General features: G+C 68.8%; 16 protein-coding genes. 10 read left to right on the top strand and 6 right to left on the bottom strand.

Translation table 11 applies throughout. From position 1 onward, the window contains the following. Positions 1-107 precede the first annotated feature (107 nt). Complete coding sequence (locus ACIP2X_RS06395) at positions 108-461, top strand: hypothetical protein (protein ID WP_401668224.1); 354 nt, start codon at positions 108-110, stop codon at positions 459-461. Between the two features lie 58 nt (positions 462-519). Here the strand turns inward: ACIP2X_RS06395 and ACIP2X_RS06390 are convergent, their stop codons facing one another. Together ACIP2X_RS06390 and ACIP2X_RS06385 are read right to left on the bottom strand one after the other, a co-directional pair. After that, on the bottom strand, positions 520-1,266 hold the full coding sequence (locus ACIP2X_RS06390) for an aminoglycoside phosphotransferase family protein (RefSeq protein ID WP_401668221.1): 747 nt from the start codon (positions 1,264-1,266) through the stop codon (positions 520-522). A gap of 99 nt (positions 1,267-1,365) precedes the next feature. Continuing rightward, positions 1,366-1,533 carry a hypothetical protein gene (locus tag ACIP2X_RS06385; RefSeq protein ID WP_401668219.1) on the bottom strand — a complete coding sequence of 56 codons (168 nt, stop codon included), beginning with the start codon at positions 1,531-1,533 and terminating at the stop codon, positions 1,366-1,368. Positions 1,534-1,580: 47 nt separating this feature from the next. Between ACIP2X_RS06385 and ACIP2X_RS06380 the strand changes: the two genes are divergently transcribed. The 4 genes from ACIP2X_RS06380 to ACIP2X_RS06365 all read left to right on the top strand — a co-directional run bounded on the left by ACIP2X_RS06380 (position 1,581) and on the right by ACIP2X_RS06365 (position 5,008). After that, positions 1,581-2,102, top strand: a complete 522-nt coding sequence (locus tag ACIP2X_RS06380; protein ID WP_401668917.1) for an aldo/keto reductase — start codon at positions 1,581-1,583, stop codon at positions 2,100-2,102. 252 nt (positions 2,103-2,354) lie between these two features. Beyond that, positions 2,355-3,680: an FAD-dependent oxidoreductase gene (locus ACIP2X_RS06375; RefSeq protein WP_401668217.1), complete on the top strand. Its 1,326-nt coding sequence runs from the start codon at positions 2,355-2,357 to the stop codon at positions 3,678-3,680. Between the two features lie 64 nt (positions 3,681-3,744). Next, the gene (locus tag ACIP2X_RS06370; RefSeq protein WP_401668214.1) at positions 3,745-4,191 is read left to right on the top strand and encodes a hypothetical protein; all 447 of its coding nucleotides are present in this window, start codon (positions 3,745-3,747) and stop codon (positions 4,189-4,191) included. A 97-nt stretch (positions 4,192-4,288) separates the two neighbouring features. Then, positions 4,289-5,008 carry a beta-glucanase gene (locus ACIP2X_RS06365; protein ID WP_401668211.1) on the top strand — a complete coding sequence of 240 codons (720 nt, stop codon included), beginning with the start codon at positions 4,289-4,291 and terminating at the stop codon, positions 5,006-5,008. A gap of 55 nt (positions 5,009-5,063) precedes the next feature. On the opposite strand, the gene ACIP2X_RS06360 is transcribed toward ACIP2X_RS06365, so the two are convergent. Further along, positions 5,064-6,569, bottom strand: a complete 1,506-nt coding sequence (locus ACIP2X_RS06360; protein WP_401668208.1) for an aldehyde dehydrogenase family protein — start codon at positions 6,567-6,569, stop codon at positions 5,064-5,066. A gap of 325 nt (positions 6,570-6,894) precedes the next feature. Here ACIP2X_RS06360 and asnB point away from each other — a divergent pair, with 325 nt between their 5' ends. Then, positions 6,895-8,739: an asparagine synthase (glutamine-hydrolyzing) gene (asnB, locus tag ACIP2X_RS06355; RefSeq protein WP_401668206.1), complete on the top strand. Its 1,845-nt coding sequence runs from the start codon at positions 6,895-6,897 to the stop codon at positions 8,737-8,739. A 32-nt stretch (positions 8,740-8,771) separates the two neighbouring features. Further along, complete coding sequence (locus tag ACIP2X_RS06350; RefSeq protein WP_401668203.1) at positions 8,772-9,254, top strand: MarR family winged helix-turn-helix transcriptional regulator; 483 nt, start codon at positions 8,772-8,774, stop codon at positions 9,252-9,254. A gap of 15 nt (positions 9,255-9,269) precedes the next feature. Here the strand turns inward: ACIP2X_RS06350 and ACIP2X_RS06345 are convergent, their stop codons facing one another. Next, a complete protein-coding gene (locus tag ACIP2X_RS06345) occupies positions 9,270-10,397 on the bottom strand; it encodes a PP2C family protein-serine/threonine phosphatase (RefSeq protein WP_401668201.1) in 1,128 nt (375 codons plus the stop codon). Between the two features lie 195 nt (positions 10,398-10,592). On the opposite strand from ACIP2X_RS06345, the gene ACIP2X_RS06340 reads away from it, so the two are divergent. Then, the gene (locus tag ACIP2X_RS06340) at positions 10,593-11,039 is read left to right on the top strand and encodes a hypothetical protein (RefSeq protein ID WP_401668199.1); all 447 of its coding nucleotides are present in this window, start codon (positions 10,593-10,595) and stop codon (positions 11,037-11,039) included. Between the two features lie 34 nt (positions 11,040-11,073). Beyond that, entirely contained in the window at positions 11,074-11,637 is a 564-nt protein-coding gene (locus ACIP2X_RS06335) for a hypothetical protein (protein WP_401668197.1), read from the top strand. Positions 11,638-12,091: 454 nt separating this feature from the next. Here ACIP2X_RS06335 and ACIP2X_RS06330 read toward each other — a convergent pair whose 3' ends face one another. After that, a complete protein-coding gene (locus tag ACIP2X_RS06330; protein ID WP_401668195.1) occupies positions 12,092-12,652 on the bottom strand; it encodes a hypothetical protein in 561 nt (186 codons plus the stop codon). A gap of 173 nt (positions 12,653-12,825) precedes the next feature. Here ACIP2X_RS06330 and ACIP2X_RS06325 point away from each other — a divergent pair, with 173 nt between their 5' ends. Then, positions 12,826-13,407, top strand: a complete 582-nt coding sequence (locus ACIP2X_RS06325; protein WP_401668193.1) for a TetR/AcrR family transcriptional regulator — start codon at positions 12,826-12,828, stop codon at positions 13,405-13,407. On the opposite strand, the gene ACIP2X_RS06320 is transcribed toward ACIP2X_RS06325, so the two are convergent. Then, complete coding sequence (locus tag ACIP2X_RS06320) at positions 13,404-13,952, bottom strand: YciI family protein (RefSeq protein WP_401668190.1); 549 nt, start codon at positions 13,950-13,952, stop codon at positions 13,404-13,406. The two genes, ACIP2X_RS06325 and ACIP2X_RS06320, sit on opposite strands and share 4 nt — an antisense overlap. Positions 13,953-14,019 lie beyond the last annotated feature (67 nt).

Below are 14,019 nucleotides of genomic sequence, written 5' to 3'. Positions count from 1 at the left end.
GCCGGGCCGGGTGCGGAAAAACCGTGTAGCTGCCGAGTTCGCGGTGCCGGTAGCGTCCGGTCTCCCGACTCGCCGTACCAGTGACCTACGTTCAGAGAGCGACGCACATGACCAGCCGTCGAGCGACGACAACCCTTTGGCGCCCCACCGGTCCCAAGGAACTGGATCTGGTTCGGCAGCTGAACTGGCGTGCGTGGCCGCCTCGGCTGCCCGAGCAGCCGATCTTCTACCCGGTCCTCAATGAGGACTACGCGATCCGGATCGCGCGGGATTGGAACGTGAGGCACGATGGCGCCGGTTTCGTCACTCGCTTCGAGGTCGAGTCGGAGTTCCTGAGCCGGTATCCCGTCCAGCAGGTGGGCGGACGGACGATCCTCGAACTCTGGGTCCCGGCCGAGGAGCTGGAGGAGTTCAACGCCCACATCGTCGGTGAGATCCAGGTGGTCCACGAGTTCCGCTGAGACGAGGGGATTGCCGACATCACACATCGGACCGGTACTGCGGTGCGCCCACCCAGCCTCACAGCCGGGACCTCAGCACGTCGACCTCGCAACCCGGCGCGAACGGGTCGAAGCCATGGTCGAGCAGCCAGCGCACCACGAGCAGGCTGCGCATCGACCACCAGGCGCGGATCACGTCGAGGTCGACGTCGGTGCCGTAGCCGGCGATGACGTCGCCGAGGCGCTCCTCGTGGCCGAGCGTCAGGATGGCGAGATCGAACGAGGCATCGCCCTGGCCGGCCTCGGACCAGTCGATGATGCCTGTGACCTTGTCGTCGTCGACGAACACATGGGTGATCTGCAGGTCGCCGTGCGTGAACACCGGAGTCCACCGCCGGAACGCGGCCTCGGCGACCTGGCGGTTGCGGGCGACCAGATCGGCGGGCAGGACGCCGTTCGTCACGAGCCACTCGCACTCGCCGTCGAGCTCCGCCGCCAACTCGTCGATGCTGCGGCCGGCCCGGCCGTGTCGGGCCGGCAAGGGCGCGTCGTGCAACGTCCGGATGGCGGCACCGGTCGCGGCCCACGCCGCCGACGACGCGCTGGACGGCTCGCCGAGGGAACCGAGCGCCGTCCCCGGGAGCGCGGCGAGCGCGAGCACGGGCGGCTTGCGCCACAGGACCTGCGGGGTCGGAACCGGCGCCTGGGCCATCGCCTCGACCTCGACGTCGATGCGCGCCTGATCGGCGTCCACCTTCAGGAACACGTCGCCGACCCGCAGGGTCGCGCGCTCGGAATGGGCGACGACGACTTCGACCTCATCCATGGGCGACAAGTATCGCGGGGACGGCCCTCGGCGTCGCCGGGTTTGTCACGTGCGGTTACGCGGCCGACAGCGGGCGGCCGCGGGACTGCTCCGACCTGTCTACTCAGCCCGGTCGGCTGTCTCCTCGCCCGCCGGTTCGGGTTCCTTCGCCACCGCGTCGAGGGCGGAGTGCAGATAGGGGATCAGCCGCTCGACCTCCGGACCACTGAGGGCGGTGTGACCGAGCAGCATGCGGTTCAGCAGGACTCCCCCACAGATCGCGGCCACCCGGGCGGCCATCCTGCGCGCGGCACGCACAGGCCGCGCCCGACACGCTGCGCCGCGCCGCGGCCGTCCACCCGATCACCGCGCTCCAGACCGAATGGTCGCTGTGGGCACGGGGCATCGAGTCCGAGATCCTTCCGGTCTGCCAGGAACTCAACATCAGCGTCGTCCCCTACAGCCCCCTGGGCCGGGGCGCGCTGACCGGGACCATCACCTCCCGCGACGATCTCGCCGAGAACGACCACCGGCGCGGCATGCCGTGGTACTCGGAAGAGAATTTCGAGCGCAACATGCGTACGGTCACCGCTGTCCGGGGGATCGCTGAGCGGCACCGGGCGACTCCCGGTCAGGTGGCCCTGGCGTGGCTGCTGGCCAAGGGCCCGGATGTGACGCCCATTCCGGGCACCCGTCGCGTCGCGTTCATGGAGGAGAACGCCGCGTCTGCCGAGCTGGCGCTGACCCCGGAAGAGCTCGCCACCCTCGACACCCTGACCGTCGTGGGCGACCGAGAGGGTGCTTCCGCGATGGCCGCGACGAACTGGTTCGACGGTGTGACGCCTCCGCAGCGCTGATCCGTCCCGGCTCGGTATTCGGGCAAGTAGAATCTCGCATCGCACGCCCCGGAATCACCTCTGCGCACAGAGGGTATGCGGAATTCTCATACCGAGGTCGGTAAGTGGCCCGCCCGTATATGGTGTGTACATCTACACACCTAGGCGAAGGAGGCCCGCGTGCCTCGCCTTTTCCGTCACAGGGCCAGTAGATTCGCCGAGCTGGGCACGGTAGGCCCACCTCCTGATGCTGCTCCTCTGTTCACTCGTGCCGTGGTGGGCGGAGGCAGCATCGCGGGCCTGATGGCAGCTCGGGTGCTCGCCGACCACGCCGAGCAAGTCGTGGTCATCGAAAGGGATATGGCGGAGACCGGTGCCGGTTTGCGCCCGGGTGTCCCCCACGGAGCCCAGTTGCATGTCCTGCTGCCCGCCGCACGGAGACAGTTCGACCGCTGGTTTCCCGGATTCTCCGAGCAGGCGCTGGCGGCAGGAATGCTGATGATTCCCGGAGGAACGAGGCGTTACGTAAACGGTGAGCGGAAGGTCGCGGTCCCCGATGAGATCGACCAGTTGACGGGAAGCCGGCCGCTGATCGAGAGTCTGGTGCGGCGGCGCACCTTGGAGCTGCCCAACGTCACCACGATCTCCGGTCGCGTCATGGGCATCGGTGTCGATGCGGGCAGGGTGAGCGGCGTGCGGTACGCGCCCGTCGAAGCGCCGCTCGCCGGTCTGGACAGCGTGATACGCGCAGATTTCTTCGTGGACGCGATGGGGCGTTCGAGCCGGCTCGGGACCTGGCTCGGCGAGGACGGCTGGGACCGCCCTGCCGCGAGGCGGATGACCATCGATCTCAACTACGCCACCGCCTTCTTCCGCCGCGAGGACAAGGAGCCCGACGCCAGCCCCGTGGTCGACGTCCTCACCCAGGACCGCTCTCCGGACATCGCCGGCGCCGCCTTCAGCGCCATTGAGGACGCACGCTGGATCGTCACGATCGGCGGTTACGGGGATCACCGGCCTGGACAGAATCCCGAGGACTTCGCACGTCGACTCCGTACGAAATTCCCGCCGGAGTTCGGGCGAGTGACAAGGAGCGAGATGCTCGGCCGTATCCAGACGTACAGGCATGGATACAGTCTTCGCCGCGACTACCATCGAGTACGCCGCTTTCCGGCGGGCGTGGTCGCCGTCGGTGACGCGGTGGCCACCTTCAATCCGATCTACGGCCAGGGAATGTCGTCAGCGGCACTCCACGCGGCATGCCTGTCCCTTTACCTGCGTTCGGATCCGGACACGAGCCGTCCTGCCGCGGGCTTCTTCGACCTCCAAAAGGTCGTCGTGGACGCGGCATGGTCCGTCTCCACCTCCGCGGATCTGGCTCTCCCCCATGTCCATGGGCCGTATCCACCTGGCTGGCGGCTCTCCAACTGGTACAACGGTCAGATCCTCGCGGCCTCCGTTGTCGACGTGAGTGTCGCGCGGCGCTTCAACGAAGTCACCAACATGCTCCGCCATCCCCTCTCCCTCTGCGCTCCCGGGATCGGCCTGCGAGCGCTGAACGTCAACCACCTCAACCCCGGTCGCGGCGAAGGTCGGTGAGCGGGCGCCGAGTCACACCGGGCGCACCTGCCGGGCGCAGTCGGCTGATGCGACAGAGACGATCATGAGTGACGAGACGGTCGAGGTAGGCGACATCCTGCGGGTCAGCTGCGCCTTCGCGCCCACGCAGGTGGTGAACGTCTCGGAGTGGGACGTGTCGATCGTCTGGCCCTGGGAGCAGATCGACCCTGCCTCCGCATCCCAGTGGAACGGTCGGTGCGCCATTCCTCGCAGGCAAGGCTCCTTCGAGTCGCGGACCAGCCTCTTCCAGACCGATCCCGCCCCCTGGACGCTGTCTGCGGGCGACAGCTGCGGTGTGGGTATCCCCGAGCAGTTGGTACGGGTGATCGACATCGGGTATTGCGATCCGCCGCAGGACGTGGGGTGGCTGCCGCGCCCTCACACCATGTTGATCGTGCTGCCCGTCGATCTCGAGGACCCCGAAGGGCTCGCCGAGGGCGACACCATCTCCCTGCCTTCCGTGGCGCCGATCAGGTTCGAGCTGGTGTAGCGGCGACGTCCTCCGGAGTACACCCGGACGTGGTGTTTGAGCCGCCGGTCAGGTGGATTCGGGTATGGCGGTGGGCTGTTGCGGACATGACCCCGTCATGCGTGAGCCCCCGCAGGACAGCACGTCACGCCCGCCCGACAGCCCCCGTGCGACGGACGTGGTCTTCACGGCCGACTTCGCGTCGACCCGGCAGTGGGTGGCCGGCCGCTCGTGGGCGTATCCCGGCGGCGGTCCCACCAACCCCGCCGACAACAAGCTGGATCACCTCGTGTCCGATCCGGCGTACTCCCGCCAGGGAAGGTTCCTTGCGAGGCGTAGACCCGACGGCCGATGGAACGCGGGGCTGCTCACCACGGAGGAGAGCCAGGAAGGGTTCCTCGTCCGCGCGGGCGACGTGCTGGAGGCCCGCGTACGCCTTCCCCGGGAGATCGGGGCCTGGCCGGCCATCTGGACCTGGCGGGACGGCGATCAGGAGATCGACATCTTCGAGTACCACCCGGACAACCCGGATCTGCTGGAACTCAGCAACCACATCCGGGACACGGGCCACTACTACCGGCACGAGGCGATCTCCCCGGGAGCGTGGCTCGATCTGCGGGTCGAGTTCGGCGCGCGGTCCGTCGTCTGGTGGGTCGACGGGATCCGGGCCTTCTCGGACGGGCGAGGGGTGGGAAGCCGGTGGCACGCCTATCTCATCGTCAACCTCTCCGTGTGTGCGGGGCGTTACCACCCGCCGCCGCAGGACGGCGTGAACGAGATGTCGCTCCAGGTCACGCGACTGGTGGTGCGGCGCCCACGGGGTCGCACCGCACACTGAGCCGCGATCGCGAGCACCTCACAAGAAGGCCGCAGAAGCCGGCCTTCAGAAGACCTCAGAAGCGTACGTAGACGTTCTTCGGCTGGGTGTACCCCTTGAGTTCCTCGATGCCTTCCTCCCGGCCGACGCCGGAGTTCTTCACCCCGCCGAAGGGGGCGCCGGGGAGGTGGGAGGAGCTGGCGTTGACCCATACGTACCCGGTGCGAAGGTCGCGCGCGGCTGCCATCGCCGTGTGCAGTGAGGTGGTCCAGACGCTGGCGGTCAGTCCGTAAGGCAGGGCGTTGGCCTGCGCCACGGCCTCCTCGTAGGAGTCGAAGGGCGCCGCCACCAGCACCGGGCCGAAGATCTCCTCCCGGAACAGCGGCCCGGCGGGGCCGGAGGGCGCGGAGAAGAGCGTGGGTCGTACGTAGTACCCGGGCCGGTGCGGGGTGGTCCCGCCGGCGACGAGGTCAAGGGCTGGATCGGACAGGCCCGTTCGCAGGTAGGAGGTCACCTTGGCGTAGTGGTCGGCCGAGACCAGCGGGCCGATGTCCGTCGCGGGCTCCGCCGGGTCGCCGAGGCGCATCGCGTCCATCCGCCGCCCCACCTCGCTGACCACGTGGTGGTACAGCGAGCGGTGGACGAGCAGGCGCGAGGTGGAGCCGCAGCTCTGGCCCTGCCAGGTGAAGTTCATGCCTGCCATCGCGCCGTCGACGGCCGCGTGGACATCGGCGTCGGCGAAGACGATCAGCGGGTTCTTGCCACCCAGTTCCAGGGAGACCGTCTTGACCGCGGCACTCGCCGCACGCGCCTGTACACGGCGTCCGGTGACGGACGAGCCGGTGAACGCGATCCGCGGTACGTCCGGGTGGGTCACCAACTGCTCACCCGCCACGGACCCCAGACCCGGCACGATGTTCAGCACGCCGGGAGGGACGATCTCTGCGGCCAGTTCGCCGAGCCGCAGCGCGGACAGGGAGGTGGCCTCCGCGGGTTTCAGCACCACGGTGTTGCCCGCGAGCAGCGGTGCGGCGATGCGGGCGGCGGCGAACATCAGGGGATGGTTCCACGGGATGATGCGCCCGACGACGCCGAACGGGTCGCGCAGGGTGAAGTCGAGGGCGTCGTGATCGGCCATGGGGATGGTCTCGCCGCCCAGTTGGAGCGCGAGTCCGGCGAAGTAGCGGAGTTGGGCGACGGCGACACGGAAGTCGTTTCGCATCACCCGCACCGGGGTGCCGTTGTCGATCGTGTCGGTCCAGGCCAGTTCCTCGCCGTGCGCCTCGATGGCTCCGGCCAGCTCGGTCAGCACCCGCGCCCGGTCGACGATGGAGGTGGCCCCCCATGCCGGTGCCGCCGTGCGGGCCGCGTCGACGGCGGCGTCGATGTCGGTGGCGCCGCCCAGGGGTATGCGCGCCACCACCGTCTCGTCGGCGGGATTGACGACGTCGAGGGTGTCTCCGGAGGCGGCGTCGGTCATCCGGCCGCCGATCAGCATGTGCCAGGGCCGGTCCACGATCTCGCGCACGGCCGGCCGAGCACCGTACGCGCTCTGCACAGTTGACAACTTGGAGGTGGACATAGAACCCAGAATCGCACCATTAGATGCCGTATGCAGCTATTGATTCTTTTTAATGGGCAAACACACCGTATAGAGCGGACCAAGCGTCGAGCGATCAGCAGTCGAGCCGCCGCCGAGGGCCTCAACACCGGCCCCCCGCAAGAAGACTAGTCGAACACCGACATTTGACTCATCACGCACATCGACGGACACTCGAAACATAGGTGCACGATACAAATCACTCAACGTGACGGCATGTGACGCCGGGGAGCGGAATGGGCCCACCGGACCGCGACGTCGCGAACGAACCCGACACAAGAGCCCGGACACAGCCGGAGGAGTACGCATGTGCGGAATCACCGGGTGGATCTCGTACCAGCGGGACCTGCGACGCGAACACACGACGGTCGACGCGATGACCGAGACGATGGCATGCCGTGGGCCCGACGCGCGCGGCACCTGGGTGCACGGACCCGTCGCGCTCGGCCACCGCAGGCTCGCCATCATCGACCTGCCGGGCGGCAAGCAGCCCATGAGCACCGAGACGCCCGAGCGCGGCGCGGTGGCGATGGTGTATTCGGGTGAGGTCTACAACTTCACCGAACTGCGCGCCGAACTGGCCACGCGCGGCCATCGGTTCACCACCACCTCGGACACCGAAGTGGTGCTCCACGGCTATCTGGAGTGGGGCGCGGGCATCGCCGACCGGCTGAACGGCATGTACGCCTTCGCGATCTGGGACAGCCGCGAGCAGAAGCTCGTGATGATCCGCGATCGTATGGGCATCAAGCCGCTGTACTACTACCCCACCCACGACGGTGTGTTGTTCGGCTCCGAGCCCAAGGCGATCCTCGCCAACCCGCTCGCCGAGCGCCGCGTCTCGCTCGACGGTCTGCGCGAGGTGTTCGCCTTCGTGAAGACGCCCGGCCACGCGGTCTGGGAAGGGATGCGCGAGGTCGAACCGGGCACCGTGGTCACCGTCGGACCGAGCGGCATTCGCACCGACGTCTACTGGAGGCTGAGGACCGAGCCGCACACCGACGACAAGGAGACCTCCATCGCCCGGGTGCGCGACCTGCTCGAGGACACCGTGCGCCGCCAGCTCGTCTCCGACGTACCCCGCTGCACCCTGCTGTCCGGGGGCCTGGACTCCTCCGCGATGACCGCGCTCGCGGCGCGGCAACTGGGCGCCGTGGGCGAGAGCGTACGCAGCTTCGCCGTCGACTTCGTCGGCCAGACCGAGAACTTCGTTCCGGACCCCTTGCGCGCCACTCCCGACACGCCGTACGTCCACGACGTGGCGGCGCTGGCCGGCACCGAGCACCAGGACATCGTGCTGGACTCGCAGCAGCTGGCCGACCCCGAGGTCCGCGCGAAGGTGATCCGCGCCCGCGACCTCCCCGCCGGACTCGGCGACATGGACTCGTCCCTGTACCTGCTCTTCAGGGCCATCCGGGAGCATTCCACGGTCGCCTTGAGCGGGGAGTCCGCGGACGAGGTCTTCGGCGGCTACCAGCAGTTCTTCGACGAGAAGGCCCGCGCGGCCGACAACTTCCCCTGGCTGGTCCGTTACGACCGACACTTCGGCGACTACGAAGGCATCCTCGTCGACACCGTGGCCAAGGCCCTCAACATGGAGGCCTATCTGCGCGACAACTATCGCAAGGCGGTCTCCCTGGTCGAGCGACTCGACGGCGAGAGCGACTTCGAGAACCGGATGCGGGTCATCAGTCACCTCCATCTCACCCGCTTCGTGCGCATCCTCCTCGACCGCAAGGACCGGGTCAGCATGGCCGTCGGCCTGGAGGTGCGGGTGCCGTACTGCGACCACCGGCTGGTGGAGTACGTCTACAACGCCCCGTGGGCACTGAAGTCCTTCGACGGCAGGGAGAAGAGCCTGCTGCGTGAGGCGACAGCCGACCTGCTGCCACGCTCGGTGTACGATCGCGTCAAAAGCCCATATCCCTCCACACAAGACCTGAAGTACGCCATAGCGCTCCAGGAGAATGCCAAGGACCTGCTGGCCGAGCCGTCCCATCCGGTGTTCGACCTCGTCAGCCGCGCATGGCTGCAGGACGCTGTCAGGAGCGACCACGCCGGGACGACCTTCGCCTCACGGCATGGTCTGGAACGCACCTTGGACCTCGCCCTGTGGATGGACATGTACCGGCCCACCGTCGAACTCCCCTGATCGGCGGACACGACACCAAGGGGGCGTGGACGATGACCCGGTCCGGCAAGGTCGACGACCCCCAGCTCGGTGAGCCCGACCCCCGCGTGGTGCTCGAGGAGACGGCCGTGGAGCTCGTCGTGTCCCTGCACCGGTTGCTGCGGACACTGCACAGGGCCCGTCCGGAACCTCGCCTGCAGCCCACCCCCTTCATCGTCCTCGTCCTGCTCAACCGGTACGGCCCCTCACGGATCGGCGTCCTGGCCGACCGCGTCCCGTGCACCCAGCCGACCGTCACCGCAACGGTGGCGCAGCTGGAGGCCGAGGGGCTCGTCGCCCGCGAGCCCGACCCCGCCGACGGCCGCGCCATCCAGGTGGCCATCACGGCGTCGGGCTCGGACGCGCTGTGCCGGATCGCCCGCAGCGAGGCGGACGCCCTCCTGTCACGCCTCGGCGTCCTGTCCCCCCAGGAGGTTCGGCAGGTGCTGGAGGTGGGCCCGTTTCTCCGTCGACTGGCCGAGTCCGAACCTCGCTGATGCGGTCCTCGCCCTCTACGGGCAGTGCTCCTGATCCCGGTTGCCGGGGCATCGTACGGAGAGGGCGGCGATGTCGTCGTCAAGTCTGCCGCCGCTGTGGTGGAGCAGGTCCCGGTGCAGCCGGTCGAGCAGTTCGCGGGGCTGCGCCGAGCCCTGTCGGCCCATCCAGTCCGACAGCGGGAAGAACGCACCCGTGCGGTCCCGGGTCTCCGTGACGCCGTCGGTGTAGAGGAGCAGCTGGTCGCCCGGGGCGAAGCTGACGGTGTCCACGGAGTAGTGCTCTCCGATGAGCGCGGAGAAGTGCAGGGGCGGCGAGGGGGTGGTGGGTTCCAGAACGCGGATCTGCCCGTGGTGCATGAGCAGCGGTGGAGGGTGCCCGCAGTTGAGGAGTTTGACCTCGCCGCCGCCGTGCGGGATCTCGGCGATGAGAGCGGTGGCGAAGCGCTCGGGGAGTTCCTGGGAGGGGAACCCGGCACTGTGGCGGGTGCTGCTGATCTCCAGGCGATGGATGATGCCCCTCAGGTCGGGTTCGTCGTAGGCGGCCTCCCGGAAGCAGCTGATCACCGCCGACGCCGCGCCCACGGCGGACAGGCCCTTGCCGCGGACGTCTCCGATCAGCAGACGTACCCCGTACGGCGTACCGGCCGCCTCGTAGAAGTCGCCGCCGATCCGGGCCTCCTCCTGGGCCGCCAGATACAGCGATTCGATCTCGACGTGCTCGATACGGCGCGGCAGGGGGCGCAGCAGCACCTTCTGGGCCGCGTCGGCGACGAGCCGGACGCGCAGGAGCGTCTCCTCCCGCTGGAGGCGGACCCGGCTCGCGTACGCGGCCGCCAAGGTCACCGCCACGATCGCGGCCGCCGTGTAGGGCGTCCCCAGGTCGGTGTAGACGAAGCTGAGGCCGATCATGACCAGCAGGCAGAACGCGCCCAGCAGGATCGTGGGGAGCGTGGACCACATCGCCGCGGCGAGTGCGGGTGCGACCGGCAGTAGGCGGCTGATGGCGATCTCCCTGGGGGTGGAGAAGGCCAGGCCCGCGATGAGGAAGGTGAGGATCACCGGTGACAGCAGGGGAGCTTCCCAGCGGCCGCTGCGTGGAGGACGACGGCGCTGCGGCCGTCTCTGCGTGATCACAAAAAGCATCATATCCGGGTAAAGCGGACGCCGAGATGCCCGCGCCGCCCCGCGGCCGCGCCCGACGCCGCCCCCGTGCCGCTCCGACCGGGCAGGGCGCCCACTGCCCCCCGCTCCTGACGGCGGAACCGTTTCACCGGGCACCGTGTCCTTCTTCGCGGAAGGTGGTTCCACGCCGCGGACCCACCTGAGAAGGGGGATGCCATGGGGCAGGTACGCGAGGGGGCACGTATAGGCACTTGGGCCGTCGTCGGGGTCATCGGACTGGCGGTCCTGTATGTGATCGGGGCCTTCGCCTTCGGTGGCGCGGGGTGGATCACTGCCCCGTTCCGCGGTGAGGCGGACAAGCGGGAGAACACCATCGGCTCGGGTGAGTTCCGTCAGACCACGTACGAGGAGTTCTTCGACCTGTGCGAGGCCGCCCAGAACGCCGAGGGGACGATCCAGGCGCTCCAGGAGGAACGGAAGACCGCCGCGCCGGCGCGCACGACGCAGATCGACCAGTCGATCACCGCCCTGAAGGCGACACGGATCGAGTCGGTCAACGCCTACAACTCCAAGGCCGCCCAGGAGCACCGCGCGCCCTTCCGTGACAAGGACCTGCCGTACCGGCTGGACGCCACGGCCGAGCGCACGACGTGCACCGACTGATCCCCGTCTCCTCCAGGGAAGAGGGCAGCACCGTATGAAGAAGTTCGCACGCATGGCCCTGGCCACCGTCGTCGCGCTCGTCGTGGGCCTCGCCCTGACGTCCTGCACCGACTCCAGCCAGGACAAGGAGAACAAGGCCAAGCAGGAGAACTACGACCGCCTCGTGGCCCAGCAGCCGGCTGGCCGCATGGAGTACTCGCCGACGCGCGAGGCGATCAACCAGTGGGTCAAGACGTGGGGGAAACGGGGCAAGCTCTCGTACGTCTACATCCAGAACGGCGCCGGCGAGTACGGCTACTTCATCATGAAGGGCCTGCCGGTGCCGCGCTGCAAGATGCTGACTCCGACGGAGCGGGTGGAGTCCACCTCCAACGGCGTCGCGGTCCTGGCCCAGCCCGGCATGGACGGCACCTACACGTCGGGGTCCACCTGCAACGCCTACTACGGCTTCGACGCCACTACCGGCGCGTACATGGAGTTCACGGTCGGCACGAACCAGTCGTTCTTCCTGTTCGACAAGCCCATGACCATGCCGGAGTACGCCAGTGCCAAGCAGCTGGGGCCGAGCTCGGTGAAGGACGTCGAGAAGCGGCCTTGACCCGTCGGGCCGGTCCCAGGAGTTCCGGCCCCGGCGTCTTCATGTAGTGATGGATGAAGTGGTCCCGGACCCCGTCGCTGCCGGGTGCCAGGGCGTCGGCGGTCACGCCCTTGGCGCGGTCGGCCAGGGCACCGAGCAGGGGCATGGAGGTACGGATCCGTCCGCTCGCGTCGATGTGGCGCAGGGTGTCGACGTGGGTGTACGCCGGCTCGGGCGGGAGGAGCGGCACGATGTCTTTGGAAGGCGGTGACGCACTGGTCGAAGCCCCACGTGCGGGCCGTGTCCTCGACGATCCGCTCGCTCCGGGAGGCCAGGGCGGAGGCCCGCACCATCGCGTAGCCGAGTTGAACGCTGTACATGCGGGCGCGATGGTCGATCACCGGCGGGGCGACGTCTTCCACGGCCCGGCCGGTGGAGAAACACCGGCCGGGCCCGCGACGCTCGGCGGCCGGGGTCACGCGCCCCTGGCGGCGCGTCCCAGACGGAGAGCGGAGATGAGGAAGAAGACGCCTCCGAGGAAGGCGTAGCCGGCGAGGTTGCTCAGGGAGGGCTCGGCCGTGCCCGCCTGGAAGAAGAAGGACGCACCGGCGACGGTGGAGATGGCGCCGCTGGCGATCATCGCCCACTGTCCGCCCAGTCGGCGTCGGGCGACGCCCACGGCGAGCTGGACGAGGCCCGCGGTGACGGCCCAGATGCCCCAGACGCGCAGCACCGCGGGGATCCCGGACGTGGCGGCCACCGCGAGGCCGACGCCGGCCAGGGCGCTGAGCGCGATGTTCAGGTACAGATGGCGCACGGGTCCGTCGTTCGCCTGTGCGGACCGGACGTCGACGACGGCGCAGGCCACGTCGAAGAGGGGGTAGATCACCAGGAGCGTGGCGCTGAGCGGGGACAGTGTGTCGGCGGTCGTGAACAGCAGCGCGGCCCATACGGCGGCGAACGCGAAGCGCGTGAAGTAGAGCTTGCGCAGGGCCGCGGGAACGCTGGTGGGGGTCGCTTCGAGGAGGGTGTCCACGGGTGTGCCTTTCGGTGACGGTGCGTGGGTGCGGAAGGGGCTGCCCGGCAGACAGATCATCGGACTGACCGGCTGGCGAGGGAGAACGTTCGGTCTCACGAGTATCTAAGGGCTCCTCGGTGACGGATGTCAAGACCGAACGTTCTCCCTCGGCTTTTGGTAGCCTCTCCCCCATGAGTCCGGGCACACGAAGCGGCAGCACATCCGAACCACGGGCCAGGCTGCTCAGCACCGCAACGAGGATCTTCTACACCCAGGGGATCCACTCCGTCGGCATCGACCGGATCACCGCGGAGGCGCAGGTGCCGCGGGCCACGCTCTACCGGCATTTCTCGGGCAAGGAGGACCTCGTCCTCGCCTATCTCGACGCGGCCGACCGAGGGATCCGGGCACAGATCACGGCGGCGCAGGCGGACATCGAGTCACCGGCCGAGGTGGTCCGAGCCGTCTGCCGCTCCATCGCCGAAGGCATCGGGTCCCAGGGATTCCGCGGATGCGCCTTCCTCAACGCAGTGGCCGAATACCCCGACCCGGCCCACCCCGTCCACCAAGCAGTGCTGGCCCACCGGCAATGGTTCCTCGACACCGTCACGGAGCTGCTGGCACGGACCGGCCGCACGCCCGCCGACGCGGCCGGCCGACACCTCGTGATGCTCCGTGACGGCGCCATGGCGGCCGGCTGCCTCTTCGACCCGCACCTGATCTCCGAGACCTTCCTGCAAGGCGTCGAGGGAATCCTCGCGACACGGCACTAGGGCCTGCCGCCGAACTGCCAGTTGTGCACCTCGATGTCGGCATACCGGTCCGGGGTCAGCAGGGCGCGTGCCGTCTCCGGGTCCGGTGCCCGGACCAGTGCCGCCGTGCCGAGCCAGGTGTCGCCGTCGTCGGACAGCAGCGGGCCGTAGGCGACCAGCTCGTTCTCGCCGGGCGGCAACGCGATGTCGGCGGCCTGCCCGGCGCCGAGACCGAGCACCAGGTAGCGCTTGCCGCCGGACCGGCCACCGGGGAAGTCCCACATGGTGCGTCCCAGCGTGTTGTGCCAACGGCGCAGCAGCACGTCGCGGTAGACGCCGGCCTGATGGTTCGGCTCGTCGAAGGCGAACGCGCGGGCCGCGTCGGGACCGGGCAGGTCGAGGATGTGCACACTGCCGGTGGGTGTCTCGCCGTCGTCGGCGAGAGTCGGCCCCCGGGCGATCATCTCCTTCGCGTATCGGTCCATGTAGGACCAGTGCGCGGCGAGCAGTTCCTCGCGCAGGTGCAACGAGCCGGGCCGGTCGCGGTGGTAGCAGAGGAATTCCATACCCGAGGATCTCTTCCCCGGGGCAGCGAGGTCGAGTTGGTTTCGCTACGAGGGTCGCCCCGCGGTC

It is taken from the genome of Streptomyces sp. NPDC089424 (genome assembly GCF_044749345.1).
Lineage (GTDB): Bacteria > Actinomycetota > Actinomycetes > Streptomycetales > Streptomycetaceae > Streptomyces.
This window is presented reverse-complemented; position numbering and strand designations above follow the sequence as displayed.

Bases quoted from the DNA above. Each gene is read 5' to 3' on its own strand.
- ACIP2X_RS06370 (WP_401668214.1), top strand. From the start codon at position 3,745: ATGAGTGACGAGACGGTCGAGGTAGGCGACATCCTGCGGGTCAGCTGC.
- ACIP2X_RS06320 (WP_401668190.1), bottom strand. From the start codon at position 13,952: ATGGAATTCCTCTGCTACCACCGCGACCGGCCCGGCTCGTTGCACCTG.
- ACIP2X_RS06335 (WP_401668197.1), top strand. From the start codon at position 11,074: ATGAAGAAGTTCGCACGCATGGCCCTGGCCACCGTCGTCGCGCTCGTC.
- ACIP2X_RS06360 (WP_401668208.1), bottom strand. From the start codon at position 6,569: ATGTCCACCTCCAAGTTGTCAACTGTGCAGAGCGCGTACGGTGCTCGG.
- ACIP2X_RS06345 (WP_401668201.1), bottom strand. From the start codon at position 10,397: ATGCTTTTTGTGATCACGCAGAGACGGCCGCAGCGCCGTCGTCCTCCA.
- ACIP2X_RS06350 (WP_401668203.1), top strand. From the start codon at position 8,772: ATGACCCGGTCCGGCAAGGTCGACGACCCCCAGCTCGGTGAGCCCGAC.
- ACIP2X_RS06325 (WP_401668193.1), top strand. From the start codon at position 12,826: ATGAGTCCGGGCACACGAAGCGGCAGCACATCCGAACCACGGGCCAGG.
- ACIP2X_RS06365 (WP_401668211.1), top strand. From the start codon at position 4,289: ATGCGTGAGCCCCCGCAGGACAGCACGTCACGCCCGCCCGACAGCCCC.
- ACIP2X_RS06395 (WP_401668224.1), top strand. From the start codon at position 108: ATGACCAGCCGTCGAGCGACGACAACCCTTTGGCGCCCCACCGGTCCC.
- asnB (WP_401668206.1), top strand. From the start codon at position 6,895: ATGTGCGGAATCACCGGGTGGATCTCGTACCAGCGGGACCTGCGACGC.
- ACIP2X_RS06390 (WP_401668221.1), bottom strand. From the start codon at position 1,266: ATGGATGAGGTCGAAGTCGTCGTCGCCCATTCCGAGCGCGCGACCCTG.
- ACIP2X_RS06340 (WP_401668199.1), top strand. From the start codon at position 10,593: ATGGGGCAGGTACGCGAGGGGGCACGTATAGGCACTTGGGCCGTCGTC.